Source organism: Lentzea sp. NPDC006480 (genome assembly GCF_040611995.1).
In the GTDB taxonomy this organism is placed as follows: domain Bacteria; phylum Actinomycetota; class Actinomycetes; order Mycobacteriales; family Pseudonocardiaceae; genus Lentzea.
In genome coordinates this window covers 24,886-50,391 of record NZ_JBEXPJ010000003.1, presented here as the reverse complement: position 1 = coordinate 50,391, position 25,506 = coordinate 24,886, and the positions used below count along the sequence as shown (strand labels likewise).

Below are 25,506 nucleotides of genomic sequence, written 5' to 3'. Positions count from 1 at the left end.
TGCACGACCTTCACAGGTTTCCTCGCAGTTCCCGGACGGCTTCGCGGTTGAGGGGCAGCACGATCGCCGCGTAGACGCCGAGCAGCACGAGGCCGCAGAGCACCGCGCCGGCGATTCCGTCAGCCGGCAGGACCTGTACGACGAAGGCACAGGCCACGGCACCGGCGAGCAGGCCGGCCACCGTGCGGGCCAGTTCTGCCAGCGGGAAGGCGAGTCCGTGCTTCGTCAGCACCCACCACGTGAGCGGGACGAGCAGCCAGACGATCGCCGCCTGGGCTCCAGCCACGGCCAGCACGCCGTGTCGTGTGGTCAGCGCCAGCGCTGTCAGCAGTGCGGCCAGATGCGTGACCTCGAGCGCCAGGTACCAGCGGGCGTGCCCGGCGGCGCGGATGACCTGGTACCACGTGTGCAGCAGGCCGAGCCCGAGTCCGTAGCCGCACAACGCTGCCAGCACCGGTGCCGCGGGCGCCCAGCGCTCACCGAACAGCACGATGTGGTCCGCGAGCAGCGCGGTGACGGTGTAGAGGCCGCCGGTGATCAGCAGCGTCGCCTTGGTGAACCTCAGCAAGGCTCCGGACACCGTCTGTCCACTTCGGACCAGCTCGGTGCAGACCGGGAACAGCACGCCGCCCAGCACGACCGCCACGAGGATGTACGGCATCCAGGCGATGCGGAAGGCGAGCGAGTACACACCGACCGCCGACGGGCCGAGCACGTGCCCGATCGTCAGGTAGTCGACGTTGATCAGCAGGGTGGCGACGACGGCTCCCGGACCGACGACGGCCGTCCAGCCCAGGGCTTCTCTCGCGTCGGCCCTGTCCCAGCGCGGGCGTACTCGTGCGCCTGCCACTACTGCGAGCACCGGTTGGGCGACGGCCGTGCACAGCAGTCCGACCGCCATCGCGAGTGGACCGACGTTCGTTGCCGCCAGCGCGATCGTGACTCCCGCGCCCAGCACCATCCCGCCCGCGTCGGGCAGCATGCGCTTCTGGAAGTTCAGCTCGCGGTGCATCACCGCCATCTGCACGCCGCCGACCGCGGTGAACGGCAGACTGAGCGCGGCGATCCTGATGAGGTGCGCGGGTGTGCCCAGAGCTGCTGCTATCGGGTCTGCGGTGAGCAGGAGGGCCGCGGCCAGTGCCGTGCCACCGGCGATGCTCATCGTGAGCACCGTGCCGGCGAGCCGTTGTGGATCGCGGTTCGTCCGGCTGATCACGTCGTAGACGCCGGCGGACTGCACGACCTGGCCGATGTTGACCAGCGACACCACGATCGACACCGCGCCGAGGCCGTCCTCGGTGAGCAGCGCCGCGAGCACCAGCGTGACCGCTACCTGGCAGCCCTTGCTGATCACGTTGACCGCGAAGAGCCACAACGACCCCCGGACCGCCCGCGCGCCGACCTGGTTCGTCACGCGCGTTTCCTGGCCGCTACGACCACCAGCAGCACCCACGCCACCACGATCGCCACGCCGTCCACCGTCACGTCCGTCCGGCTCCCGAACAGTCCGACGATCGCGCTGTTGACGAAGTACAGGTGCACGAACGGAACCGCGAGCGCGAGCAGTGCCGCGCCGGTGAGCTGCCAGTCCTTCCGGCGCCGCCAGCACACCACCGCGACCGCGGCCATGGCGGGCACCGCGATCAGCACGTCGCCGGGCTGGTGCACCAACGCCACCACCGCACCGACGCAGGTGATCAGGTCCGCCACCGAACGGCTGTCCTCGTCGCCGCGGTCGAGCTTCCGCGCGAGCAACGCGGTCGCGGCGAGCACTCCCAGCAGCGCCAGCAGTTCGGCCGCGGGGGGCAGCCAGCCAGTGCTTCGGAAGAACACCGCCGCGACGTCGACCCGTTGTGCGGCGAGGGAGTCGACCGCACCGTAGTCCGTGTGGCTGGCGTGCGCGAGGTTCGCCTTGATCACGTCGAGGAAGGCCCCGACCCCACCACCGCGGAAGATGAGCAGTCCCACCACGGGCAAACTCGCGATCGCCGCGATGGCCGTGCCGCCTGTCGCGACCCTGCGCGACCCACGCGCGTACAGCAGCACGGCGAGGGGCAACCCGAACTGCGGCTTCAACCAGGCCACCGCCAGCCCGAGCGCCGCCACCCGCGGATGGCTGGACCGCGCCGTCAACGCCGCCGCCGCACCCACCGCGATCAGGGGGTTGACCTGCCCGACGTACAGCTGCGCCTTGCCCACCTGGCTCGTCACCAGCAGCGCGCCGATCACCACGGTGCCGAGCACGAGCGGCAGCTTCGCCTGGCGCGCGGCCAGCAAACCCAGCACGGTCAACAGGAGGAGCGATGCCAGCGTGAACGCGATCGCGCCGATCCGGTAGTCGGGCAACGCGAACGGCAGGTGCAGCACCAGGTGGTACGGCTGGTAGAGGTTGAAGTTCTGCCGCACCGGCCAGTGGTCGAACATCGCCGCCGGGTCGTACGGGTTGCCGCCCGCCAGGAACTCGCGGATCGGGAAGTAGGTCGCGTCCCGGAAGTCCTGCAGCCGCTCCTCGGCGAGGTTGGCCTCGGTGGGGCTGGGGACCTCCCAGGACGGGCGGAGCGCACGAGCCGCACTGAGCGCACCGAGGACGGCGACCGCGACGGTGATGATCGCGCGGGTGTCGGGCTTCGTCGTGGTGATCACGCGAGTGCCTCCGCGACCAGGGAGGAGGGGACGGCGAGAGTCCGCCCTGCCTCGCTGATCCCTGCTGCGGGCGGGACCGCCAGGGGCCTCATCCCGTTGCTGGGCGGCGCCCACACCGACACCAACAGCGTGGGCGGCACGATCGAGATGTCGACGAAGTCTTCCGGCACCTCTTCGGTTTCGGCGGTCACGTCAGCACCACCGCCACCAGCACCGCGGACGCGGGCAGCACCGCCAGCGCCGCGGCCAGATCACCCGGCTCGCTCTCCGCGTCGGCGACCGCGATCACCGCAGTGCCGTCACCGGGCTCGCCTGCCTTGTCCGGCAAGGAGTCCGCGAGCGACTCGGCCTGCGCGGTGAGGCCGTGGTCCGCCGGAATCACCCGTACCGGCCGCGCGGCCGCCACGCACAACGCGGTCAGCCGGTCGAGCACGTCCGGGTCGTCCTCGCGGACCAGCGCCACCGGATGGCGCACCCCAGCTGCGGCAACAGCAGCGCGCACGGCGGCCTCTCCCGTGCGGGGGCGTCGCAACGTCCGGACCGCGGCGGCGGCGATGCCCGCGGCCAGTGCGGCGGCCAGAGCCAGTCCCGCCGCCAGCTTCCAGTCCGGAGCGACACGGGTGGTGTCGGGGCGTTCGTCCAGCACGCGCAACCGGCCGGCTGGAGCGAGGAGGTTGGCGTCCGCCACGGCCTTGGCCACGGCGGTCACGGCGGCCGACGCGGAGGCAGCCGAACCCGTGCGCACGGACAGCCGCGCCAGGCCGGACGCGGGAATGAGCTCCACGCCCACACCTGAAGCGATCTCACTCGTGGTGCTGCCCGAGGCGGCTGCGGCGGCGTCCAGGACGGTCGGGCTGTGCACCAGCTGGACGATCGCCGGCATCGCCAAGGACGCGACTTCGCCGTACTGGGCGGCGGAGTCGGTCTGGGCGGAGGGCACGGCGAGCACGGCGACGCGCGATTCGTACTGCTCGCCGCGCAAGGAGGTCACCGCCAGCACGAGCACCGCGACGACCAGCGCCACCGCCGTCGCCTCCAGCAGCGTGCGCTTGTTCACCGTCGTTCTCCCACATAGGTTCGGAGCAGTTCGTCGTAGGACTTCATGAAGGTGTGCGGGTCGTGGTCGCGCTCGACGGCGGCCTGGCCGGCCGCACCGGCAGAGGCGCACGCCCGCGCGTCGAACAGGAACGAGGCCAGCGCGGTCGCCGTCGCCTCGGGTGAGCGACGGGGCACGAGCACGCCGCCGCCACCGGACAGGACCTCGCGCACACCGTCCACATCGGACGCCACGACCGGACGTCCGGCAGCCAGGGACTCCAACACCGCGATCGGCATGCCCTCCCAGTCACTGGTCAGCACGACCACGTCTGCCGCCTCCAGCAGATCCGGGACGTCGCAGCGGGTGCCGAGGAAGCGCACGCGGTCTGCCACCCCGAGTTCCGAGGCGCGGTGTTCGAGGTCCGAGCGGAGGCTGCCGTCGCCGGCCAGCAGCAGCACGGCGCCCGCGACCCTGGTCCACGCCTCCAGCAACACGTCGTGCCGCTTCTGCGGTTCGAGGCGGGCCGGGCACAACGCCACCGGCACGTCGGCGCCGATGCCGAGCACCCCGCGCACCGCGGCCCGTGGCACCCGCGGCGGTTCCGCGAACACCGCGTTCGGGATCACCTCGACCGCCAGACCACCGACCCGCAACCGATCCGCGCTGGCCGACGACACCGCCACCACCGCGCGCGAGGTGCGCCGCAACACCCGCGCGGCACCGGAAAGATCCGCCTCGGCAACGCCGTGGAACACGGTCACCACGGGCCTTCCCCGCGCTGCCAGCCGAGCCACCAGCGACGCGGAGACGTTGTGCGCCACCAAGACGTCCGGCGCGAAGGCACGAACCGCCGACCGCAAGGCGGAAACGGCTCGAAGCACGCCAACGGCCCGACGTCGCACCACAGGAACGAACGAAGTCGAGAAGCCCTGTGCGCGCAAGGCTTCGGCTCGATGCCCGCCCCCGCTCGCGACCCCCGACTCCCAGCCGAAGTCGGAGCCGGACCGCACCATGCCCGCGACGACGGCTTCGGCCCCTCCCGCACCCATCTCACTGATGACGTGCAACACACGCATCGCGCTCACGCTCCTCAACACGCACCTGAGCCGCGATCGCCACCGCGACCAGCGACCAGATCGGCAGGTAGTACTGCTCGGAAAGAAAGGTCGACGCGGTCAGCGCGGCGATCAGCGAGGCCTGAACGGCGAGCATCGGCCGCCGATCGGAGCTCACCCGCAGCACGCGTTCCGTTGCCACGAACGCCAGCGCGACCGCGCCGAGGAAACAGGCGAGACCGGGCAGGCCCAGCTCCGCGCCGATCTCCAAGTAGATGTTGTGCGCCACCGGCTGCTGCTCGTCGATCTCGGCGTTGCGCGACGCGGCGGCATAAGAACTGCGGAACCCACCAGGGCCCACACCGAACGCGGGATTCGCCGCCAGCATCCGGGCGGCGGCCTGCCAGCGCAGCTCACGAGTGTCCACATTGGTCGCGGCGATGTACTTCTTCTCGTCGAGCGCCCGGTCCAGCACCGGCCCCGCGAACAACACGGCACCGAGCCCGATCACCGCGAGCCCACCCACTGTCGCCGCCACCGCGCGCATCGACACCCCGCGCCGCGCCACCAGCCACACCGCGGCCAGCGCCAGCGCGATCCCACCGCCACGCGAGAACGTGGCAGCCGCACCAGCCGCCAGCACCGCGCCCACCGGCAGCAGGAACTTCCGCGCCGGCAACGCGATCAGCAACGGCAGTGCCACCACCAAGAAGTAGGCGAGGTCGTTCGGGTCCTCCAGCGGACCGGTCGCCCGTGGCTCACCCTCGAACACAAGGCTGTACAACGCACCCAAAGCCGCGAACAAGGCGCCACCGACGGCAGCCCCGAGCACCGCCCGCACCGGCACCTCACGCGCCACGACGTCGACCAGCACGGCGGTGATCACCAGGAACGGCAGGAACCGCTGGGCGTAGTCCAGCGTGAACGGATCACCGGCGTGCACGGCCGACGACGCGAGCAGCACCACGCCGAACAGAGCCAGCAACGCGTGCAACGGATGCGGTGCGGGCCAACGACGCTGACGTACACGTTGCGCGACCCACGACACGATCAGCAGCCCCGGCGCCACCTTGGCGAGGTGCGGGTGCACCTCCTGCAGGTAGCCCTCCAGCGGAGCCAGCAGAACCGTCGCGCACGCGAGCACGCGCAGCAGCACTGTCATTTGAACAGCCCTGTCATCCGCACAGCTCCGTCCGGCGTTCGCGGAGCAAGGACAACCGATCGACGTGCTCACCGGTGCCGACCACGTCGAAATGCCGCCGCAGCAGCGAAAGCACCCAGCCGAGCAACGCCACCTTCTGCGCACCCGGCACCGCCATGCCCGGGAAGAACTCCATCCCCGGCGCCTCGGCACCGCTCAGCACATCGGTCGGGTGCAGCAGCAACGACGGCGCGGTGCTGGTCAGCAAGCACAACCGCAGAGCGGCGCGGAAGTACCCACGCGCCAGCCGCGGCGAGATCTGGTGCAGCTGCAACAAGTACGCGCCGTGGATCGGCACTCGCAGCAACGGCATCGTGGTCACCGGCAGTTCGACCAGACCGGTGGCACCCCACCGGAACGGCACGTTCGGCGAGCGCACCTTGCCGAAGCCGCCGAACAGCTCCGATGCAGCATCACCAGGTGCCGTGCGGTTGTGATAAGCCCGAGCCAGCGGCCCGATCCAGGTCGGCAACGTGCTCGCGTCGTAGCGATAACCACGCGAAGCCAGAATCTCCAGCAAGTCAGGCGTGACGCTGTACCCAGGACCGCGAAACCCGACGGGCCGTGGCGCACCAGCGGCGACGAGAGCGTCCTCAGCCCTGGTCAGCTCGGCTTCCAGCTCGGTCCGGGAGTACCGGTGCAGCCAGGGTTCGTGCCCCCACGAGTGGTTCGCCACCTCGTGCCCCGCCGCCACGACATCACGAACGGCCTGTGCTCCATCGTCGCGCTCGGCATCCGCCCCGACGACGAAAACCGTTGTGGTGAGCTGATGTTCACCGAAGACGTCCAGCAACCGCGGCACCGCGGCAGAGAGAAAACTCGGCCGGCTCTCCCAGCTGGGGTCGCCGTGGGTCTTCAGATAGGCCCACAGGTTGTCCAGGTCCAGCGACACGCTCGCGGTTCTCACGTGGTCGCTCCAGCGGCCACCTGGCTGGGCACACCCAAGGTCAGCACTCCGGCGACCACGAGCGTCATCCCGAACCCGACCGCCCACTCCCAGCCCGGCGTGATCCGGTCGCCGAGCATCCCGATGCCGACGATCGACGTGAGCACCACCGTCGTCGCGTCCATCGCCGCCACCGACGACGTGGCCGTGCCGCGCTGCAACGCCACCGCGAGGCGCGACTGGCCGATCAACGCCGCCACGACCATCAACCAGGTCAACGGGTTCAGCAGGAGGTCCACCAGCGACGAGTCCGCGATCGCGCGGCCGATGATCGCCACCACTGCGAACGCGGTCCCGGCGAGCACCGAGACCATCACGGGGTTCTGCAGGGCCCTCGTCCCGAACACGACCACCAGCAGCGGCAGGCCGAGCAGGATGAGCCCGGGCACGGTCGGGATGTCCTTCGCGACCGACGGCTCCGACGCGGTGACCAGCAGGACGAGCCCGGCCGCCATCATGACCAGCACCGCGATCTCGACCGGCCGCACGTGCCACTTCAGCACCAGCAGGCCGAACGTCGTGGCCAGTCCGACGGCACACGAAGAACCCGCCTGCACCAAGTACAGCGGCAGCTCGGCGCGCGCGAGAAAAGCGAACCCGAAACCACCCACCTGGCCCGCGAAACCGAACAGGTAAAGACGGTCCTTGGCCAGTCGCGCGAGCAGGCCCATCCCGGTTCCGGGCCGCCGGTCCGCCCGCTGCGCCGCCACCGTCTGGGCCACGATGCCCAGGCCGTAGAGCGTGGTGGAGACAACGAGCTCAAGGTATCCGGACACGCAGGACCTCCCTCGTCAAGGCTCCGAAGAATACGGAGCCGCGAGGGCGATCCCCATTAGAGGGATATCAACAACTCATAGCAAGAATTACCGGTTGGATATTCGCTCTAAAGAGGAGAAAAGCTACTCGAAAGAGTGATCAGAGTTCGATGACCGTGCCGTCCAAGGGCACCTCGACGCCGGCCTCGCGCAGCTTCAGAGCTTCCGGCGACTCTGGATCCAGCACCGGGTTCGTGTTGTTGAGGTGCGTGTAGATCCGCCGAACTTCGGGGAACCGCCGCAACTCGGGCAGGCTCGCGGTGATCGGCAGGTGGCCCATCGCGGCCTGGCCGGACGAGCTGCCGGTCGCCGATCCCATCTCCGACGCCGCGTAGAACGTGCCGTCGAGCAGCACGCAGTCCGCCTCGGCCACGACGTCGTCGAAACCATCCGGCCACGACGCCAGGCACGGCGCGTAGACCAGCACACCGCCGGTCACCGGATCGTAGAAGCGGTACGCGACCACCCAATGACCATCCACAGTGGACGAACGGGCGTACTTCGGCCGTTTGCCGCTGATCGGGATCGCGGAAACCTGCAGCCCGCCGACGTCGAACGCCTGGTCCGGCTCGACCTGCCGCCACGTCACGGGCGCATACCCGTCGATCACCGTGCGCAGGTCGAACTGGTCCTGCAGCGCGTGCAGCACCGTCCCCGGCGCCCACACCGTCAACCCGGCCCCGCCACGCAACGTCAGCAGTCCCAGCGTGTGGTCCAGCTCGGCATCGGTGAACAAAGCGCCGCGCAGAGGCGTGTCCCGCGGCCCAGGACCGGGGTTCAACGAGGAACAGCCGGCGATCTGCGTGCGGATGTCCGGCGACGCGTTGACGAGCCACCAGTCCGTGCCGTTGCCGCTGATCGCCAGGCAGTCCTGCGACCGCGCCGGCAACGAACCGGAACGAGCACGCACACACAGACCGCACGCGCAGTTCCACTGCGGGAAACCGCCACCGGCCGTCGTACCGAGCAGAACCGCTTTCAACTCATCTTCCTCATGGCCATCGCGGGCACGACCGAAGGCATCATCTCGGTCTCCAGAATCAGGTCCACAGTGGACCTATCAGGGGACAACGAGCACACCGGGTCGGTGTTCGCGGCATCACCGGTCAGCTGGAACGCCTGACACCGGCACCCGCCGAAGTCGATCTCCTTGCGCGGGCACGAGCGGCACGGGTCCTTCATCCACTCGAAGCCGCGGAATGCGTTGAACGACGACGAGTTGTGCCAGATGTCGTGCAACGACGAGTCCTGCACGTTCTCGATCTTCAGCGACGAGATCACCGTGGCGGCCGGACAGGGGAGCACGTCGCCGTTCGGTGCCACGGTCAGCTGCCGCGCGCCCCACCCGTACATGCACGGCTTCGGGTGAGCCTCGTGGTAGTCCGCGATGACGTAGACGATCTCCATCCGCCCGCGCAGACGTTCCTGCGCCGCGGCGACGATCGGATCCGCCACCGAAAGCTGTTCGCGGGTGGGCAGCAGCACGGCCCGGTTGCGCAGAGCCCAGCCGTAGTACTGGGTGTTGGCCAGCTCCAGCCGTTCCGCGCCCATCTCCTCGGCCATCGCGATGATCCCCGCGATGTTGTCGAGGTTCTGCCGGTGCAGCACCGTGTTGACGGTGAGCGGCAGGCCTTCTTCGCGGATGTACGCGGCGGCCTCCACCTTCCGGTCGAACGCCTTGATGCCCGCGATCCGGTCGTTGCCCTCACGGGTCGCGTCCTGCAGGGAGAGCTGCACGTGGTCGACACCGCGCGCAGCCAGGTCCCGCAACCGGTCCCGCGAGAGCCCCACTCCCGACGTGACCAGGTTGACGTAACAGCCGAGGCTGTTCGCGTGCACCACCAGCTCGGGCAGGTCCGGTCGCAGCAACGGTTCGCCGCCGGACAGATGGATCTGCAGCGCGCCCAACGCCCGCGCCTGGTCGAAAACCCGGCGCCACGACTCGGTGTCCAGCTCGGCGTTGCGCTTCACCAGCTCCAGAGGGTTCGAGCAGTAGCCGCACTGCAACGGGCATCGGTGCGTCAGCTCGGCCAGCAGGCCGAAAGGTGCCTCAGCCATTGACGTCCACCACCCTCCGCTCAACGAGTCGTGCCACCAGTTCGGCGATGTCCTCCGGCTCCACGCCCGCGTACACATCGCCCAACGACAACGCGATCTCCCCGACCGACCGCACGCCATCACAAAGCGCCACCACGGAAGCAGCCGTCTCGTTCAACACGAGCACACCCTCGGGGAACAACACGACGTGCGACTCGCGAATCTGGTCGTAAGTGCACTTCACGCCGCGCCTGATGTACGGCACGGCGTCCAGCGCGACCACGGACGTCACGGCTTGCCCTTGCCCGAGTAGTAGTCGACGGCGTCCAGCACGGCCCGCAGCACGTCGCACTTGAACGACAGCGCCGCGACCGCCGCCAGCTGCTGCTCCCTGGTCAGCGAGTGCTCGACCACGATGTCCAAAGTGGCCCGTCCCTCACCGGCGACCGCCTGGATGCGGTTGGTGAAGTAGGCGAAGCCCTCCTCGGCGATCCACGGGTACTGCTCCCGCAGAGCTGCCAAACGCTTGCGCATCAACGCACCGGAGAACATCTCGGTCAGACCGGACGCGATCCCGATGACCCACGGTTGCGTGCGCGCGAAGTTCACGTAGGCGTCGACCGCGAACCTCGTGCCAGGCAGCACATGGCGTTCGTCGAGCACCTCTTCCCGCGTCAGCCCAACGGCTTCCGCGAGGCGGATCCAGTTCTCGGCGCCGCCCTCACCCGGCTGCGTGCCGTCGTGCCAGATGATCCGCTCCCGCCACTGGCGGCGGATCTCCGGCAACGGGCAGTTGGAGAGGATCGCGGCGTCCTTCTGCGCGATGCAACGCTGGTAGTACCAGCGGTTCGCGGCCCACGCCTGCAGTTCGTGCTTGCTCAGCTGGCCCGCGTGCATGCGCAGGTGGAACGGATGGCTGTCCCAGTACCGGGGGGCGAGGGCGCGGAGCTCGGCGACGAACTCCTCGGCGGGCACGGCAGACATGGGCGGACACTCCTCGGTCAACCAGGAAGACACGCGGCGAGGCGTTGTGGTGCCGGGGTTCCTGGCCGTGACCAGGAACCCCGGCGAAAGCCGACGTCAGCTGCGAGCCGCGTAGGCGGTGACCTCCATCGGCGTCTCGAAGTCGCGGAAGTCGGGCTTGACCCACTCGCGCTTGACCTCGGGAAGCTTCTGCTCGGTGGTGGTGACGACAACGTTCATGGCGCAACTCCTCGGGTCTTGAGCTGCGAGCCCAAACGACTGGGCGCGCGGCACTTCCGTGGGGCGCGGCGGCGAACCACACGGTATGTCTTCTCACCGGTCAAGGTCTAGACCGTACATAAAGTTACCTAAAGTCATCGGATGGGTGACCCGGTTGGCGGATGCGTTCCCGACTACGCACCGTGGTTGTATCGAGAGGCCCCCAAGTCCGAAAACTCCGATTCGGGCTCGCCGTCGCCGCACGACGCGAAAGTTGAGGGGTCAGCACAATGGATGCTCGTCGAAGTGCTTACGTCGGCGTCCTCGCACTTGCGGTGGGACTGTCCAGCGGCACGCTGGCGTCCGCGACCGAGAGCGGCGCACAGAGTGGTGAAGTCGGCACGATGGCCGTGAAGACCATCGCCAGTGGCCTCAAGCAGGCCTGGAGCATCGACTTCCTGCCGGACGGCACCGGCGTCTTCACGCAGAAGGACGCCAAGACCGTCTCCACCATCACCAAGGACGGCAAGGTCACGAAGGTCGGGGACATCCCCGGCGTCTCGGTGACGAAGGAAGCCGGCCTGCTCGGCATCGCGGTGTCGCCCTCGTACGCCGCGGACAAGACGCTGTTCCTCTACTACACCACCGGTTCCGACAACCGGATCGGCACCTGGAAGATCGGTGACGCCGCCCCGAAGCCCATCGTCACCGGAATTCCGCGCGGCGACCAGTTCCACCACGGCGGCCGCATCAAGTTCGGTCCGGACGGCTTCCTCTACGCCGGCACCGGCGACGGTCAGAACGGTGACAACGCGCAGAACAAGAACTCCCTGGGCGGCAAGGTCCTGCGCGTGACCAAGGACGGCAAGGCCGCGCCCGGCAACCCGTTCAACTCGCTCGTCTACTCCTACGGCCACCGCAACGTGCAGGGCCTGACCTGGGTCGGCAGCCAGCTCTACGTCTCCGACATCGGCGCCAGCAAGGTCGACGAGCTCAACAAGATCGAGGCCGGCAAGAACTACGGCTGGCCGAAGTGCGAGGGCTCCTGCAACACCGCCGGCATGACCAACCCGGTCAAGCAGTGGCCGACCTCGTCCGCCACTCCGTCGGGCCTCACGACCTACAAGGGGTCGCTGTACATGGCGTCGTTGAAGGGCGGCACGTACAAGCTCGACACCAGCGGCAACGGCGGCAAGATCTACACCAACCTCGGCCGCACGCGGGACGAGGTCGCGGGTCCCGACGGTTCACTCTGGGTGATCACGCCCGGCGGCATTCACATCGCCGACGGCAGCTGATCAGGAAGCTCGGCTACCTCGGGTAGTTGAGAACGTCCCTCGCCTCACCCGCTCGGAGGCGAGGGACGTCTCTGAGACATCCGATGACCGTTGTGGGTTACTCCGATGTGTGATTGGGTAAATACGCCCTGCAACCCCGCCGCCGCAGACTAAAAAACGAGCGGACCCAAAGGAGAGCACACATGCGTGCTCGTCGTATCGCGGTGGCGGCAGCCTGTACTGCTGTGACCGCATCCCTGTGCTTCATCCCCGGCGCTTCCGCCCAGGACGGGCCGAGCGCCCAGGCCGTGCGGACCCTCGCCACGAAGCTCGACATCCCGTGGGACATCGAGTTCGCGCCGGACGGCAGCGGCATCTTCACCGAGCGGGACACCAAGAAGATCAAGAAGATCAAGGGCACCACCGTGACCACGCTGGACACCGTGGAACAGGCCCAGGGAACCGGTGGTGAAGGAGGCCTGCTCGGTCTCGCCCTGTCGAAGTCCTTCGCGACCGACAACACGGTCTTCATCTACTACTCCACGGCGAACGACAACCGCGTCGCCAAGATGAAGATCGGTGGCACGCCGGAGCCGATCGTCACCGGAATTCCGAAGAACACCTACCACAACGGCGGTGGCCTGGAGTTCGGTCCGGACGGCTACCTGTGGGCGACCACGGGTGACGGCCAGAACAAGCCGAACGCCCAGAACTGGAACTCGTTGGGCGGCAAGGTTCTCCGCTTCGACACCGCGGGCAAGCCCGCGGCCGGCAACCCTCGCGCCGGCAGCATCGTCTACTCGATCGGGCACCGCAACGTCCAGGGCATCACCTGGATCGGCACCACCGCGTACGCCACCGAGTTCGGCGACGCGAAGACCGACGAGCTCAACAAGATCGAGGCCGGCAAGAACTACGGCTGGCCCACCTGTGAAGGAACCTGCAACGTCGCCGGGATGACCAACCCGGTCAAGACGTGGAGCAACAAGGAGGCCGGCCCGACCGGCATCGCGCTGTACAAGGGCGCGCTGTACATCGGCGCGGTCACCGGCAAGCGCGTGTGGAAGATCCCGGTGAACGGCACCTCGCTCGGCACTCCGCAGTCCGTCTTCACCGGCTACGGCCGCGTCCGCGCCGTCGCCGCAGCCCCGGACGGCACGTTGTGGCTGAGCACGTCCAACCAGGACAACAACGGCTCACCGGGCGCCACCGACGACCGCATCCTCTCCACCGACGGCTAAAGCCAGCCACCCGATCGAGCGCTGCTTGATCCGCACGCAGGGATCCTCAGCGGTCACTTCGGCGGTACGCGGGGTCCCCGCGTGCGGTCAGCAAACACGGATGGGTGACCGGTGGTGTTGGTTGTGGTTACGCTCGGCGGCGCTTCCAGGCCACCAGCGTGGTGCCGCTCAAGACGAGCAGCACGCCTAGGGCGAGCAGGCCGAGCGGCGTGGCGCCGGTGACGGCCAGCGGCGGCTTCGGCGCCTGTGGCGCCTGGGGCGGGTTCGGCTGCTGCTTGAGCTCGTTGTTGTCACCGCCGAGCCAGCTCACGTCGGTGTCCTCGTAGGTGATCGCCTCGTCGCGCGAGTCGGCCACCGTGTCGGGCAACGTCGGGTACTGCTGGGTGAACTGCGCCTCGGGCATCGGCGTCTTCGGTGCCTTGTCGAGGATGACGCCACCGAGGTGGAAGGTGAAGATCAGTTCCTCACCGTCCTGTTCGTACTTCCGCTCGAACTTGAAGTCGCCTTCCTTGTACGACTTCAGGTACTCGGTGAAGACGTCCTCCGGCTTCCAGGGCGTGCGCGCGGGCCACTGGTCGGCGTTGCCGCTGCCGATGATCTTCGCGTACGCACCGGGCCTGAGCTCGTTGCGCTGCCTGATCCACTCGGCGGCGACCCGGCTGTGGTAGACGCTGCGCAGGTCCTGGTACTCCGGCGCGGTGTTCACCGCCTTCTCCACCTCGGGGATGATGATCGTCTTGATCAGGTCGAAGTTGTGCTCCTGCACGGCTTTCGGCTGCGTGCACGGCGGTCCCGACGGCGTGGTGATCACCAGCGGCTCCGCCTGGATCTTCAGCGGCGCGTCGAGGATGTAGAGCTCACCGCCGCTCTCCCGCACCGATGCCGGTGCCGCCTCCGCCCACACGCGGTGGCTGACCCAGCAAGGCGCTCCGTTGACGTGCTGCAACGAGTCCCAGAACCGCTTGCCTACCGGGTTGTCCGGCACCATGATCTTGGACATCGTGCGCTTCATCCGCAGGTCCGCCTGCAGCAGCACACGTCCCGCATCGGTCTTGGCGAGCTGCGGGTCGACGATCTTGTCCGGCTGGTCCGGGTTCAGGTTGACCCAGAACGACTGCACCGGCAGCGCGAGCCAGGTGAACAGCGCGTCGGACGTCAGCTCGGCGGTCTCGAGTCCGCCGGATGAAGGGTTCTCCTCCTCGTCGAGGTTGTCGTCGGCCTCGAACGCGTACTGCACGCCGTCCGGTGAGTCGGAGAGATACCGCAGTTCCATCGTGGAGAAGTCGATGCCGCCCGGCCTGCGCGGCGCCCCGTCCACCTTGCCGTCCGGCCTGGCGGACCGCCGCTGGAAGTCGTCGTCCGCGTCCTGCACCGACCTCGCCTCGGCCGGGTTGCGGCCGGCCCGGTCGAACATGTCGTTCGCGGCGCCCTTGGCCGGCACGTTCGGGTTGGGGTTCAACAACTTCGTCGACGGGCCAGGGGTCGGCTTGACCGGAATCGTCCCGACTCCCTTGGCCTTGCGGACCTGTGGCTCCTCCAGGCCAGCGGCCTTGATCGCCTCGATCGTCTTCTTGCTGGGCTGCTGGCCGAAGAGGTACTGGATGCGGTAGCCGTGCTGCTTCGCGAACTGCGCGTCCTTGGCCAGCTGCACCGGGTCGATCGTCTTGCCGGCCTTGAACTCGTAGATGATCTTCTCTTTGTGGTTGATCGCGTCGTAGAAGCGACCGGCCACCGGCTTGCCCTGAGCGTCGCGGAGCTGGTCCTGGCAGATCCAGTCGTTCCCGCCGAGCCCGATCTCCTCGGTGATGAACTTCTCGAAGCTCGTGCCCTTGAAGTCGTTGCCCATGTTGGGGATGTAGCTGTTGAGCCAGCGACCGTACGCGAGCTGCGCGCTGGGCTTCTTCCCGACCGGGTTGGCGTTCCAGTCGTCGAGCTCCTTCTGCTTGCGCGCGACGTACCGGTTCCACGCCGCGTACGCGTGTTCCTTGGTGCCGGGCGTCTTCCCGGTGGTGTCGACGCCGTAGCCGGGCAGCTCGTCCGGGTCGTCCGGCAGCTTGAGTCCCCGCGCGTTCTCACCGGGGTTCTCGTAGTTGTAGCGCCCGCCCTTGCCGGGCGGCGGGACTCCGTTGCCGAAGCCGGGCAGCTGGTTCCTCGCGGGCACCGGCTTCGTGATGTTGAACATGTCGGCGCACCGCTTCGCCGACTGAGCCTGCGCGGGCGCGAGTGGTGTCGCGCTGACGAGCAGGACGAGCAGGGCGGCGGCCACCAAGGCTCGGACGCGAGTCATGTTTCCCCCCTAGAAACTCGACTCACGCACCGTGGCACGTCCGTAAAGTGGCGGTGGGCGGATAGCCGCAAAGATCCTCTGAATGGCTCAGCCCGTTGCGCCCCAGAACAAGGGATGACCTGATGACCAGCGCGTGGCGCGAGGAGATGCAACCGAGGCTTGCCGGACTGGGAATTCCACTCGACTTCTCCCAGAACTCGTTGGCCCGCCTGGAAGTGATGGTCGCCGAGCAACCGCACCTCGCGCTCGCGGCCGCCGGCTACCTCGGCGAGGCGTTGATGCGAGTGGCCGGTGGTCGTTGGGAGATGACCGATGCCGGTCCGGTCGTCCACTTCGACCCGGCTCTGGAGCTGCCGCCGTTGGCGGTGCTGGACCTGGTCGCGAGGTCGGTCGAAGCGCACGACGAGATCACCCGGACGGTCGCGGCGTTCCGGGACCGCGACCCCGGGTGGTCACCGGTGAAGGAGCACACTCCCGCGGTCGACTGGATCGACGACTCCGCTCATCCCCAGCACCCGTGGCTGGTGTCCTGGCTGGCTGCCCGCGCCGAGGCATTTCCACAGTGGACGGTCGACCACCCCGGGCCGTGGGACTTCACGCCGGAGTCGTTGGAAGCGTTGGAGAAGCTGGTCGGGTCGAACGGTCTGTCGTCGGACGAGTTCGTGGAAGGCGCGGTCTGGTATCTCGGCGAGGTCGCCGTCCGCCACCGCGGTGCGCGGTGGAAGTACCACGTGGACGAGCTCGGCTACGCGGTCACCGGCGATGCCTACGCCAACCGTCCCTACGTGGACCAGAACCATCCGGACGGTCACGCCGACGTCCCGATCTCCATGTTGAAGACGGCTGTCCGGCTCGGTGAGCCCGGCATCCTGCGCGACCGCTTCGCGCGGTTCCGCTAGTTGCGCGCGGCGGGCATCCTGCGGAGCTGGTCCAGGACCGCGGGATCCTGCAGCTGCATCCACTGGATCACCTCGGTGTAGGTGGCGCACACCGTCTCCGGCTTGTCGCACACGTACCCGAGGAACTGCTCCATCGCGCTGGAGAACGCCGATCCGTTCCACTCGTTGAAGTGGTTGCCGATCACGAGCGGCGCGCGGTTGCCGTTCAACGCCGCCTGGTGCACCGACTTGTAGGTGTCGAAGACGATCTGGGTGAACTCGGGTGCGCGCTCCGGCTGCTCCTGGGCGCCGTTGAGCGAGTACCAGAGGTTGAAGTCCATCATGACGACCTGCTTGCCCAGCGCGGGAACCCTCACCTCGGGCATCGGGAACTCGTAGACTCCGTTTTGGACGGACGGCCACTGCACGCCCAGCGCGACCTTGCTGGTGTCGTAGACCAGCCCGTGCGCGGCCATCGCCGGGAAAGCCTGGTCCCACACGCCTTCCAGGCACGGCGTCCGTCCACCCCGGACGGCGTCGGCCGGCAGCTTGAACCCGGCGGCGCGCGCCTGGTCCACGATCTGCTTGAACTGGTCGAGCTCCTGGTTCCACGCCGCGGTGTTCCACTTGTCGACCGACGGCTGCGTGCCGCCGGAGCAGAAGTGGCCGTTGTAGTGCGTGCCGATCTCGTGCCCGTCGTCGAGCACCTGGTTGAGGTAGCCGATGCGGGCGGTGATGTCCTGCCTGCTGCCGCCGAACGAGATGTCGTTCGCGCCGCGCTTGAGCCCGGCCGGCGGCTGGTACTGGTTCGCGTCCTGGTCCGCCAGCATGTACACGCCGGACAGCAGACCCGTCACGTGCGCGTTCTTCTGCTTCGCGATCGGCAGGACCTTGTCCCAGTGCTGCTTGGACACCGCGCCGTCGAACGAGAACAGCACGAACTGCGGCGGCTTCTCACCGGGCGCGAGCTTGTGCATCCACGGCTGCTTCTGCAGCTGGGCGGCGGTGGGAGCGGGCACCGTCGGCGTCGGGCCGACGTCTTTGGGGGCGGGCAGTCGCGGCGCCATCGGCAAGGGGCCGGAGTCCGCCTGGCTCTCCTGGTCCTTGTGCGGACCCAGGGTCATCACCAGCACGAGGGCCAGCGCGAGTGCCACGCCCGTGGTCAACCATCCCCACCGTTTCACACTAAAGGAGACGGATGGTCACCCGAAGGGGTTGCTTCATCACCCAACGGGTTCGGCGATCACCACTCGGTTCGCCTCGTAACCCTGCTGCCCGCCGATCCAGGTGCCACCACAGGTGACCAGCACCAACCGGTGCGGGCCGCGCGGGCCGAAGAACTCGACGGCGCGCGCGGGAAGCTCGTCCTTCCGGACAGTCTCGATCTGGGTGATCCGGAACGTGAACTGCTTCCCGGCACTGTCCGCGATCACGATCTCGCGGCCGTTCTGCGCCTGCCACAGCTCGGCGAAGGGCCCCTTGGCGCCCTTCCAGTCGACGTGCCCGGCCAGCACGGTCGCGCCCTCGGCACCCGCCAGCTCGGTGCCCCACCAGGTCGCCTCGCCGATGCCGTCCGGCACGGGTAGCACGCCGTCCTTGACCTCGCGGCGGACCAGCGTGGCCGTGCCGCCCGCGGGGAGCTTGACCGAGCCCGGACCCGCTTTCGGTGGCGCGGGCTGTTGCTGGGTCGGGTCGGCTGGCTTGGCGTTGGCCGTGTTCGCGCCGCCGATCAGTCCGGTGAGGTCGGCGCCGCGGCCGGTGCTCAGGCTGTCCGCGACCGGGCCGGCGCCGACCACGGGAACCTCGTCCGCGAGCGCGCGTCCCTTGAGGACCTCGGTCTCGGACGTGGTGACCAGCACGCTGGTGGCGGCGATTCCCGCCACCAGCACGCCGGTCAGAAAAGCCCTCGGACTCACTGCCTGCGCCACACCAGGAAGCCTGCCAGTGCGGCACCGAGCAGCACCAGACCGCCCACCGCGAGCATGAGACCCGGACGCAGCTGGGTGTCGAACGACGCGGTCGCGACCGGCGTGTTGCCGTCCTGACCGGCCGGGATCGTGCTCGGCACCACCGGCTTGTTCGGCTTGTTCACCAGTTCGAGCGCGAGCGTCTGTCCTGCCGCGACCGTTCCGCACGAGGCGGGCGGCGCCTTCGGGTCGAAGAACTCCTCGTACCCCTTGGGAGCGGCCACCTCGACGAGGCAGATCTCCTGCGGGGTGCGCAGGCCGGGCACCTCGACCGTGCCGTCGGCGCCGGTCTGCAGCACGATCGGCTTGCCGTCGGTGCCGACCAGGTCGCTGTCGTCCTGCTTCTTGGCAGGCGACGTCTGGTCCTTGCCCGTGACCTTCAGCGCGACACCGGCGATGGCCTTCTTGGTCTCCGAGTCGATCTTCGTGATCTTCACGGCGCCCGGAGCGGTCTTGGCCTGGCCGGTGGCGTTCGCGTTCAGCTTCTTCTCGCCGCCGGTGGTGACCATGCGCTGCATGTTGTCCGTCGGGATCGGCTGGTGCACGACCGGCTTGTCGGCGGGGGAGTCCGCCACGGCCGCGACCGAGGGCTTCGGGCCGGTGGGGACGATCTTGATGGTGGCCGGCCCGCCGTCGGCGCCGGTCTCGACCTTGCCGCCGACGCTGCCGTCGACCAGCGTGGCGTCGACGAGCGTGAAGTTGATCGGGGCCTTCGGGACGCCCTGGCCGTTGGCCTTGACCAGCGACACGGTCCAGCTCGACTCGGTGCCGATGATCAGCGGTTCCTTGGGCGCGGTGGCGCTGAGCGCCCACGGGCCGCGGTTCGCTTCGGCGTCGGCCTTGAGGCGCGCGACGGTGTCCATGACCGACGCCGGCAGCTTCGAGGCGTAGAAGGCGCTGTCGTAGGCGAGGAACTTCTGGTCGTCGGTGTCGAGCCGCACTGGGCCGTCGACCGGGGAGGTCCAGGTGTGCAGCAGGTGCGCGAGCGCGGCGGCCTCGTCCGGCGACTTGGTCGTGGAGTAGCGCAGCAGCAGGTAGGAGATGTTCGCCGCGATGTCGGGCGCAAGCTCCTTGCCCGCCTTCGTCCGCAGCGAGTCACCCTCCTTGTAGGGGACGCTGCTGTCCGGCGCGGGCAGTGCGTACTGCACGCACCACACCTGCTTGTCCTGGTAGATGTATGAGCCGTGCCACTCGCTGCCCGGCACGGCGTGGGACTGGCGCTCTGACGCGTTGTGACCGATGCCCTTGACGCCGACTGCTGTCGCCGTCGCGGTCGTGGTCAGGAGCACGAGCCCCGAGACCACCGCCACGCCGGCGAGACGTTTCCAGCCCATTTTGGATCTTGGTCCCCTCTGACCTGTGGTAATTCCGCGTGCGAGCCTGTCGGTACCCCACACCGGGGACAAGCCGCCACGAGGGGGAAGTGTGTCGTCACTCTGGGTGTGAACGTGATTGAAATGTGACGCGGCTTACGCACTTCGGGAGTGACACGCCGCGACACGCCGTTGTCTCACTACGCTCCGGAGTTAGCGCAGTATTTGCGCACGTGTGATCGTCGTCGGGGGTAAAGTCGTCTTTACCGACGGGAACCGGGCACCGAGCGTGCTCGTTGTACCCGTGACGGCGTAAAGCAACGCCCCAGGAGGACCAGGTGCGCTCGAGCAGCAACCCGGCTTTCCGTAACCTGCCGACCGGCGGCGGGTACGGAGGCTACGCAGGCTTCGGCCAGCCAGACCAGGCTGGCTACCAGCAGGCCCCGCCACCGCTGACCAGCGAGCGGCCGATGACGATCGACGACGTCGTCACCAAGACGGGCATCACGCTCGCCGTGGTGGCCGTCACGGCGGTCGTCACCTACCTCATGCAGTGGTCGAATCTGCTCTTCCCGGCCGCGATCATCGGTCTGGTGCTCGGCCTGATCATCTCGTTCAAGCGCGTCCCGAGCCCGCCGCTCGTCATCGCCTACGCGGCCGTCGAGGGCGTCTTCCTCGGCGCGTTCAGCGGCATCATCGGCAAGCTGATCGACCGCTGGACCCTGGTCCCGGGCCAGGGCGTCGTGGTGATCGGCCAGGCCATCATCGGCACGCTCGGCGTCTTCGCCGGCATGCTCGTGGTCTACAAGACGGGCGCGATCCGCGTCACGCCGAAGTTCACCAAGTGGATCACCGGCGCGATCATCGGCGTCGCCGTCCTGATGCTGTTCAACCTGATCATGAGCTTCTTCACCGTCGGCGGCCTCGGCCTGCGCAACGGTGGCACGCTCGCGATCATCTTCAGCCTCGTCTGCATCGGTCTCGCGGCGTTCAGCTTCCTGATCGACTTCGACGCGGCGGACCAGGCGATCCGGGCCGGCGTGCCCGCCAAGTACGCGTGGCAGATCGCGTTCGGTCTCACGGTCACCCTGGTGTGGCTGTACACCGAGATCCTGCGCCTGCTGTCGTACTTCAACTCGGACTGATCCGAGGGCCACGTCAGGAGGGCGCTTCGCTTCGGCGGGGCGCCCTTCGTCGTTTCCGGGGGAATGGAATGACCAAGCGGTTCGAAGAGGCGATGCGGATGATGCGCCACCGCGACCCTCAAATGCAGGAAGACGGCTTTGGCGTGCTGGAGCCGCACGCCGCCGAACACCTGGACGAGCTGATCGAGGCTTTTCGCGAGGAGCAGGACCGCGGGCTCAGGGCGTGGTTGTTCGAACTGATCGCGGCAGCGCGCGACTCGAAAGCGTTGCCGCTTCTGGTACAGCACCTGGTCGATGACGACCTGCGCGGGTACGCGGTGCACGGGCTGGTGGTGCTCGACACGAAGGAAGCACGCACCGCGCTCTACCGAGATCGGGCGAACGGTGAGGACTAGGCCCGCCAGCGCACGTCCGGCATCTCCGTGCCCACCTTGATCAGGCAGTTCGTGCACAGAGCGCCTGCCTGCGCGCGCGACACCCGTTCATCGGGCACCGAGTGCTCGCAGACGGCCTCGTAAAAGCTGCGAGGCCCATCGGCTTGATCGAGAGAGAAAGCATGGCATTGCAGGTCGTATTCGCTTTGCCACCACACGTACGGCATGTCCGACCCTCCTTACTCATCGGTAGGGACGGACTCCCCCTCGCCTGATGACGCCGTTGCGCGACGATTCATCTCATCGGCAGAAAGGTGGCAGGCAAGTAGCTCCGTTCGGGTGAAGCGGAGCCACTTGCAAGCGTCAAATTGCAGATCTTGAGCACAAAACTATGGGGAGATCCCAGGAAAGCCCAGATCAGCTGAGGCGCTCGATCACCATTGCCATGCCCTGGCCACCGCCGACGCACATGGTCTCGAGACCGAACTGCTTGTCGTGGAACTGCAGGGAATTGATCAAGGTCGTGGTGATCCGCGCGCCCGTCATGCCGAACGGGTGGCCGACGGCAATAGCGCCACCATTCACGTTCAAACGGTCCAAATCGATTCCGAGGTCCTGGTACGACGGAATGACCTGGGCCGCGAACGCCTCGTTGATCTCCACGAGGTCGATGTCCGAGACCGACAGACCGGCGAGAGCCAGTGCGCGCTTGGAAGCCTCGACCGGGCCGAGGCCCATGATCTCCGGCGACAGGCCGGAGACGCCGGTGGAAACGATCCGGGCCAGCGGCGTGAGGCCGAGCTCGCGCGCCTTGGTGTCCGACATGATCACGAGAGCGGCGGCGCCGTCGTTCAGGGCGCAGCAGTTGCCGGCGTTGATGCGGCCGTCGGGGCGGAACACGGGCTTCAGCTGCGAAACGGCCTCGTAGGTGACACCGGCGCGCGGGCCGTCGTCAGCTGACACGACAGTGCCGTCCGGCAGCGTCACGGGCGTGATCTCGCGCGCCCAGAAGCCGTCCGCGATCGCCTTCTCGGCCAAGTTCTGCGAGCGGACGCCGAACTCGTCCATCTCCTGCCGCGAGACGCCCTTCAGCAGGGCCAGGTTCTCGGCGGTCTGGCCCATCGGGATGTAGATGTCCGGCACGACGCCCGAGACGCGCGGGTCCTCCCACGACGAAGCGCCCGATGCGGCGACCGAGGCCGTGCGCGCCTCGGCGTCACCGAAAACCGGGTTGTGCGTGTCCGGCCACGAGTCGGAGCTGCCCTTGGCGAACCGCGACACCGTCTCGACACCGGCCGAGATGAACACGTCGCCCTCGCCCGCCTTGATGGCGTGCAGGGCCATGCGCGTGGTCTGCAGTGACGAGGCGCAGTACCGCGTGACGGTCGTGCCGGGCAGCGAGTCGTGGCCGAGCAGCACGGCGACCACACGCGCCATGTTGAAGCCCTGCTCACCACCGGGCAGGCCGCAGCCGAGCATCAGGTCGTCGATCTGCGCGGGGTCGAGCTGCGGCACCTTGTCGAGCGCCGCCTTGATCATCTGCGCGGCGAGGTCGTCCGGGCGGACGTCCTTCAGCGAACCCTTGCCCGCACGACCGATGGGGGAGCGGGCAGCGGAGACGATCACGGCCTCAGGCATCACGAAACTCCTCGTTGAGAGTCAAGGTCGCCGTCGAGCCTAGTTAACGCCCGCTCACCCCGGCCAGCGCACGTGACGAGAATTCCGGAACTCACGCGTGCCGTCTTTGCAGCCACGCCGGGACCCTCGACTGCCGCAGCGCCAGAGCCGCGGCCGACCGCACCGGCAAAGCAGCCGGAGCCCAGCCCGGCCACAGCCCCGCCACCTGGCACAACGGCGCCAGCAGCACGCCGGCCGCGGCCTCGTAGCCGACCGCGCTGGGATGAAAGCGGTCGGAGCTGAACATGTCGAGGTGCCGCGCCATGAACTCCGGCGACAACAGGTTCGACAACGACACCGGCACGCCACCGGCCCGGCGCACCTCGGCGGTCTGCGCCGCCGCGAGCCGCAGGCTGTACTGCCGCCCGACGAACCGCAACGGCTGCGGAATCGGCCGCACGGTCCCCAGATCGGGACACGTGCCGACGACCACGCCACAACCGATGGCGCGCAGCTTGCGCACCTGTTCGGCCAGCAGCAACGAGGATTCGCGCACGCCCAGCCGCGACGTCACGTCGTTCGCGCCGATGATGATCAACGCCACCTGCGGGGAGCCCAGCACGGCCGCGTCGACCTGCGGCACCAGGTCCCGCGTCGTCGAACCGCTGATGGCGTAGGTGGAGAGCCGCACCGGCCGTTCGGCTTCCTCGGCCAGTGCCTGGGCCAGCAGCACGCCCGGCATCTGCGAGGGATGTGTCACACCCACGCCCACCGCCATCGAGTCGCCGAGCAGTGCCAGCCGCAGCGGGTCGCGGCCGTCGTCGCGGTAGACGCCGTCCGGCGCGGGCCACAGGTGCTCCAGCACCCCGATGGCCAGCCGGGCCCGTCTGCCCTGCTCGGTCAGCAACCCGACCAGCGCCCCCGACAGTCCGCCGAGCGTCGCGGCGGTCATCGCCACCGCTCGCAGCGTCCTCAGTCCGATCATCCGCAACACCCCCTTTCCAGATGAATCGTCGGTACCGCTGTTCGAATTAACCTCCGCAGCCACTAGAGCTAGGCTTCGTTTCGCTATCTCGGAGAGTGGGAGTGGGGAGTAGATACCGGTGGAGTACGTCGAGCACGTCGTCGACCTGGTGGGCAACACGCCGCTGGTGAAGCTCAACTCCCTGACCACGGGGATCAAGGCCACCGTGCTGGCGAAGGTCGAGTACCTGAACCCCGGCGGCAGCGTGAAGGACCGCATCGCGCTGCGCATGGTCGAAGCGGCGGAGAAGTCCGGTGAGCTGCAGCCCGGCGGCACGATCGTCGAGCCGACCTCGGGCAACACCGGAGTCGGGCTCGCGCTGGTCGCCCAGCGCAAGGGCTACAAGTGCGTCTTCGTCTGCCCGGACAAGGTCAGCGAGGACAAGCGCAACGTCCTGAAGGCCTACGGCGCCGAGGTCGTGGTGTGCCCGACCGCCGTCGCGCCGGAGCACCCGGACTCCTACTACAACGTGTCGGACCGGCTCGTGCGGGAGATCCCCGGAGCCTGGAAGCCGAACCAGTACTCGAACCCCGAGAACCCGGCGAGCCACTACCACCAGACCGGCCCCGAGATCTGGCGCCAGACGGCGGGCAAGATCACGCACTTCGTCGCGGGCGTCGGCACCGGCGGCACGATCTCCGGCACCGGCCGTTACCTCAAGGAGGTCTCGGACGGCGCCGTGCAGGTCATCGGCGCGGACCCGGAAGGCTCCGTCTACTCCGGCGGCACCGGCCGTCCGTACCTGGTCGAGGGCGTCGGCGAGGACTTCTGGCCGGAGGCGTACGACAAGACCATCTGCGACCAGATCGTCGAGGTCTCGGACGCGGACTCGTTCGACATCACCCGCCGCCTCGCCCGCGAGGAGGGCCTGCTGGTCGGCGGCTCCTGCGGCATGGCGGCCGCGGCGGCGTTGCGCATCGCGAAGGACCTGCCGGCAGACGCCGTCGTGGTCGTGATCCTCCCGGACGGCGGCCGCGGCTACCTGTCCAAGGTCTTCAACGACCGCTGGATGGCGTCCTACGGCTTCCTCCCGCCGGACTCGACCGGCGCGACCGTCGGCGACGTGCTGCGGCGCAAGGGCGGCATGCTCCCCGACCTCGTGCACGCGCACCCGAACGAGACCGTGGGTGACGCGGTCGCGATCCTGCGCGAGTTCGGCGTCTCGCAGATGCCGGTCGTCAACGCCGAACCGCCCATCATGGCCGCCGAGGTCGCGGGCGCGGTCAACGAGCGCGACCTGCTCGACGCCCTGTTCACCGGCAAGGCCCAGCTGTCGGACCGCCTGGACAAGCACATGTCGCCGCCGCTGCCCACGCTCGGCGCGGGTGAGCCCGTCGGCATCGCCATGAACGCGCTCTCGAACGCGGACGCGGCCCTCGTCCTGGAGGACGGCAAGCCTGCCGGAGTCGTAACTCGGCAGGACATTCTGGGGTTCTTGGCTGGTCGCTGAGCGTGGAGCCCGGTG

Annotated in this window: 26 protein-coding genes; 6 read left to right on the top strand and 20 right to left on the bottom strand. The window is 68.4% G+C overall.

Annotated elements, in window-relative coordinates:
• Window positions 1-10: 10 nt before the first annotated feature.
• The 13 genes from ABZX92_RS02350 to pqqA form a co-directional block, all read right to left on the bottom strand.
• Window positions 11-1,414, bottom strand: a complete 1,404-nt coding sequence (locus ABZX92_RS02350) for an oligosaccharide flippase family protein (RefSeq protein ID WP_355552765.1) — start codon at window positions 1,412-1,414, stop codon at window positions 11-13.
• Window positions 1,411-2,643, bottom strand: a complete 1,233-nt coding sequence (locus tag ABZX92_RS02345) for a glycosyltransferase 87 family protein (protein ID WP_355552762.1) — start codon at window positions 2,641-2,643, stop codon at window positions 1,411-1,413. The genes ABZX92_RS02350 and ABZX92_RS02345 overlap by 4 nt, the downstream gene beginning before the upstream one ends.
• Window positions 2,640-2,834 carry a hypothetical protein gene (locus tag ABZX92_RS02340; protein ID WP_355552759.1) on the bottom strand — a complete coding sequence of 65 codons (195 nt, stop codon included), beginning with the start codon at window positions 2,832-2,834 and terminating at the stop codon, window positions 2,640-2,642. The genes ABZX92_RS02345 and ABZX92_RS02340 overlap by 4 nt, the downstream gene beginning before the upstream one ends.
• Window positions 2,831-3,700 (bottom strand): hypothetical protein, encoded by an 870-nt coding sequence (locus ABZX92_RS02335; RefSeq protein WP_355552756.1) that lies wholly within the window; start codon window positions 3,698-3,700, stop codon window positions 2,831-2,833. The genes ABZX92_RS02340 and ABZX92_RS02335 overlap by 4 nt, the downstream gene beginning before the upstream one ends.
• Complete coding sequence (locus ABZX92_RS02330; protein ID WP_355552753.1) at window positions 3,697-4,758, bottom strand: glycosyltransferase; 1,062 nt, start codon at window positions 4,756-4,758, stop codon at window positions 3,697-3,699. Before ABZX92_RS02330 ends, ABZX92_RS02335 begins: the two co-directional genes overlap by 4 nt.
• Window positions 4,733-5,899 (bottom strand): O-antigen ligase family protein, encoded by a 1,167-nt coding sequence (locus ABZX92_RS02325; protein ID WP_355552750.1) that lies wholly within the window; start codon window positions 5,897-5,899, stop codon window positions 4,733-4,735. The genes ABZX92_RS02330 and ABZX92_RS02325 overlap by 26 nt, the downstream gene beginning before the upstream one ends.
• A 13-nt stretch (window positions 5,900-5,912) precedes the next feature.
• Window positions 5,913-6,845, bottom strand: coding sequence for a polysaccharide deacetylase family protein (locus ABZX92_RS02320; protein WP_355552747.1), 933 nt, complete (start codon window positions 6,843-6,845; stop codon window positions 5,913-5,915).
• Entirely contained in the window at window positions 6,842-7,660 is an 819-nt protein-coding gene (locus ABZX92_RS02315) for a hypothetical protein (RefSeq protein WP_355552744.1), read from the bottom strand. The genes ABZX92_RS02320 and ABZX92_RS02315 overlap by 4 nt, the downstream gene beginning before the upstream one ends.
• 139 nt (window positions 7,661-7,799) lie before the next feature.
• Window positions 7,800-8,681, bottom strand: coding sequence for a pyrroloquinoline quinone biosynthesis protein PqqB (pqqB, locus tag ABZX92_RS02310; protein ID WP_355552741.1), 882 nt, complete (start codon window positions 8,679-8,681; stop codon window positions 7,800-7,802).
• Window positions 8,678-9,757: a pyrroloquinoline quinone biosynthesis protein PqqE gene (gene pqqE, locus ABZX92_RS02305; RefSeq protein WP_355552738.1), complete on the bottom strand. Its 1,080-nt coding sequence runs from the start codon at window positions 9,755-9,757 to the stop codon at window positions 8,678-8,680. Before pqqE ends, pqqB begins: the two co-directional genes overlap by 4 nt.
• Window positions 9,750-10,028: a pyrroloquinoline quinone biosynthesis peptide chaperone PqqD gene (gene pqqD, locus ABZX92_RS02300; RefSeq protein WP_355552735.1), complete on the bottom strand. Its 279-nt coding sequence runs from the start codon at window positions 10,026-10,028 to the stop codon at window positions 9,750-9,752. Before pqqD ends, pqqE begins: the two co-directional genes overlap by 8 nt.
• Window positions 10,025-10,720 carry a pyrroloquinoline-quinone synthase PqqC gene (gene pqqC / locus ABZX92_RS02295; RefSeq protein ID WP_355552733.1) on the bottom strand — a complete coding sequence of 232 codons (696 nt, stop codon included), beginning with the start codon at window positions 10,718-10,720 and terminating at the stop codon, window positions 10,025-10,027. Before pqqC ends, pqqD begins: the two co-directional genes overlap by 4 nt.
• 96 nt (window positions 10,721-10,816) lie before the next feature.
• On the bottom strand, window positions 10,817-10,939 hold the full coding sequence (pqqA, locus tag ABZX92_RS02290; RefSeq protein WP_355552730.1) for a pyrroloquinoline quinone precursor peptide PqqA: 123 nt from the start codon (window positions 10,937-10,939) through the stop codon (window positions 10,817-10,819).
• Between the two features lie 269 nt (window positions 10,940-11,208).
• Between pqqA and ABZX92_RS02285 the strand changes: the two genes are divergently transcribed.
• On the top strand, window positions 11,209-12,216 hold the full coding sequence (locus ABZX92_RS02285; RefSeq protein WP_355552727.1) for a PQQ-dependent sugar dehydrogenase: 1,008 nt from the start codon (window positions 11,209-11,211) through the stop codon (window positions 12,214-12,216).
• A gap of 182 nt (window positions 12,217-12,398) precedes the next feature.
• Window positions 12,399-13,436, top strand: coding sequence for a PQQ-dependent sugar dehydrogenase (locus ABZX92_RS02280; RefSeq protein WP_355552724.1), 1,038 nt, complete (start codon window positions 12,399-12,401; stop codon window positions 13,434-13,436).
• Window positions 13,437-13,563: 127 nt separating this feature from the next.
• On the opposite strand, the gene ABZX92_RS02275 is transcribed toward ABZX92_RS02280, so the two are convergent.
• The gene (locus ABZX92_RS02275; protein WP_355552721.1) at window positions 13,564-15,723 is read right to left on the bottom strand and encodes a hypothetical protein; all 2,160 of its coding nucleotides are present in this window, start codon (window positions 15,721-15,723) and stop codon (window positions 13,564-13,566) included.
• A 122-nt stretch (window positions 15,724-15,845) separates the two neighbouring features.
• On the opposite strand from ABZX92_RS02275, the gene ABZX92_RS02270 reads away from it, so the two are divergent.
• Window positions 15,846-16,622: a hypothetical protein gene (locus ABZX92_RS02270; protein WP_355552719.1), complete on the top strand. Its 777-nt coding sequence runs from the start codon at window positions 15,846-15,848 to the stop codon at window positions 16,620-16,622.
• Here ABZX92_RS02270 and ABZX92_RS02265 read toward each other — a convergent pair.
• Genes ABZX92_RS02265 through ABZX92_RS02255 form a run of 3 tightly spaced genes read right to left on the bottom strand, consistent with a single transcriptional unit; the run spans window position 16,619 to window position 19,902 of the window.
• Window positions 16,619-17,767 (bottom strand): polysaccharide deacetylase, encoded by a 1,149-nt coding sequence (locus ABZX92_RS02265; RefSeq protein WP_355552716.1) that lies wholly within the window; start codon window positions 17,765-17,767, stop codon window positions 16,619-16,621. The two genes, ABZX92_RS02270 and ABZX92_RS02265, sit on opposite strands and share 4 nt — an antisense overlap.
• Window positions 17,768-17,824: 57 nt before the next feature.
• On the bottom strand, window positions 17,825-18,529 hold the full coding sequence (locus ABZX92_RS02260) for a class F sortase (RefSeq protein WP_355552713.1): 705 nt from the start codon (window positions 18,527-18,529) through the stop codon (window positions 17,825-17,827).
• On the bottom strand, window positions 18,514-19,902 hold the full coding sequence (locus tag ABZX92_RS02255) for a hypothetical protein (RefSeq protein WP_355552710.1): 1,389 nt from the start codon (window positions 19,900-19,902) through the stop codon (window positions 18,514-18,516). Before ABZX92_RS02255 ends, ABZX92_RS02260 begins: the two co-directional genes overlap by 16 nt.
• 317 nt (window positions 19,903-20,219) lie before the next feature.
• Here ABZX92_RS02255 and ABZX92_RS02250 point away from each other — a divergent pair, with 317 nt between their 5' ends.
• Both ABZX92_RS02250 and ABZX92_RS02245 read left to right on the top strand, forming a co-directional pair.
• Window positions 20,220-21,026 (top strand): Bax inhibitor-1/YccA family protein, encoded by an 807-nt coding sequence (locus ABZX92_RS02250; RefSeq protein WP_355552707.1) that lies wholly within the window; start codon window positions 20,220-20,222, stop codon window positions 21,024-21,026.
• Window positions 21,027-21,094: 68 nt separating this feature from the next.
• Complete coding sequence (locus tag ABZX92_RS02245; protein ID WP_355552704.1) at window positions 21,095-21,421, top strand: hypothetical protein; 327 nt, start codon at window positions 21,095-21,097, stop codon at window positions 21,419-21,421.
• On the opposite strand, the gene ABZX92_RS02240 is transcribed toward ABZX92_RS02245, so the two are convergent.
• The 3 genes from ABZX92_RS02240 to ABZX92_RS02230 all read right to left on the bottom strand — a co-directional run bounded on the left by ABZX92_RS02240 (window position 21,418) and on the right by ABZX92_RS02230 (window position 24,002).
• Window positions 21,418-21,627, bottom strand: coding sequence for a hypothetical protein (locus ABZX92_RS02240; RefSeq protein ID WP_355552702.1), 210 nt, complete (start codon window positions 21,625-21,627; stop codon window positions 21,418-21,420). The two genes, ABZX92_RS02245 and ABZX92_RS02240, sit on opposite strands and share 4 nt — an antisense overlap.
• A 190-nt stretch (window positions 21,628-21,817) precedes the next feature.
• The gene (locus ABZX92_RS02235) at window positions 21,818-23,038 is read right to left on the bottom strand and encodes an acetyl-CoA C-acetyltransferase (RefSeq protein ID WP_355552699.1); all 1,221 of its coding nucleotides are present in this window, start codon (window positions 23,036-23,038) and stop codon (window positions 21,818-21,820) included.
• A gap of 91 nt (window positions 23,039-23,129) precedes the next feature.
• Window positions 23,130-24,002 carry an SGNH/GDSL hydrolase family protein gene (locus ABZX92_RS02230; protein WP_355552696.1) on the bottom strand — a complete coding sequence of 291 codons (873 nt, stop codon included), beginning with the start codon at window positions 24,000-24,002 and terminating at the stop codon, window positions 23,130-23,132.
• A gap of 118 nt (window positions 24,003-24,120) precedes the next feature.
• On the opposite strand from ABZX92_RS02230, the gene ABZX92_RS02225 reads away from it, so the two are divergent.
• Window positions 24,121-25,491: a cystathionine beta-synthase gene (locus ABZX92_RS02225; RefSeq protein WP_355552693.1), complete on the top strand. Its 1,371-nt coding sequence runs from the start codon at window positions 24,121-24,123 to the stop codon at window positions 25,489-25,491.
• Window positions 25,492-25,506 lie beyond the last annotated feature (15 nt).

Excerpts from the sequence above, each read along its gene's own strand:
- ABZX92_RS02270 (WP_355552719.1), top strand. The coding sequence starts at position 15,846 with ATGACCAGCGCGTGGCGCGAGGAGATGCAACCGAGGCTTGCCGGACTG.
- ABZX92_RS02275 (WP_355552721.1), bottom strand. The coding sequence starts at position 15,723 with ATGACTCGCGTCCGAGCCTTGGTGGCCGCCGCCCTGCTCGTCCTGCTC.
- ABZX92_RS02230 (WP_355552696.1), bottom strand. The coding sequence starts at position 24,002 with ATGATCGGACTGAGGACGCTGCGAGCGGTGGCGATGACCGCCGCGACG.
- pqqC (WP_355552733.1), bottom strand. The coding sequence starts at position 10,720 with ATGTCTGCCGTGCCCGCCGAGGAGTTCGTCGCCGAGCTCCGCGCCCTC.
- ABZX92_RS02240 (WP_355552702.1), bottom strand. The coding sequence starts at position 21,627 with ATGCCGTACGTGTGGTGGCAAAGCGAATACGACCTGCAATGCCATGCT.
- ABZX92_RS02280 (WP_355552724.1), top strand. The coding sequence starts at position 12,399 with ATGCGTGCTCGTCGTATCGCGGTGGCGGCAGCCTGTACTGCTGTGACC.
- ABZX92_RS02245 (WP_355552704.1), top strand. The coding sequence starts at position 21,095 with ATGACCAAGCGGTTCGAAGAGGCGATGCGGATGATGCGCCACCGCGAC.
- pqqA (WP_355552730.1), bottom strand. The coding sequence starts at position 10,939 with ATGAACGTTGTCGTCACCACCACCGAGCAGAAGCTTCCCGAGGTCAAG.
- ABZX92_RS02285 (WP_355552727.1), top strand. The coding sequence starts at position 11,209 with ATGGATGCTCGTCGAAGTGCTTACGTCGGCGTCCTCGCACTTGCGGTG.
- ABZX92_RS02235 (WP_355552699.1), bottom strand. The coding sequence starts at position 23,038 with ATGCCTGAGGCCGTGATCGTCTCCGCTGCCCGCTCCCCCATCGGTCGT.
- pqqE (WP_355552738.1), bottom strand. The coding sequence starts at position 9,757 with ATGGCTGAGGCACCTTTCGGCCTGCTGGCCGAGCTGACGCACCGATGC.
- ABZX92_RS02255 (WP_355552710.1), bottom strand. The coding sequence starts at position 19,902 with ATGGGCTGGAAACGTCTCGCCGGCGTGGCGGTGGTCTCGGGGCTCGTG.
- ABZX92_RS02330 (WP_355552753.1), bottom strand. The coding sequence starts at position 4,758 with ATGCGTGTGTTGCACGTCATCAGTGAGATGGGTGCGGGAGGGGCCGAA.
- ABZX92_RS02325 (WP_355552750.1), bottom strand. The coding sequence starts at position 5,899 with ATGACAGTGCTGCTGCGCGTGCTCGCGTGCGCGACGGTTCTGCTGGCT.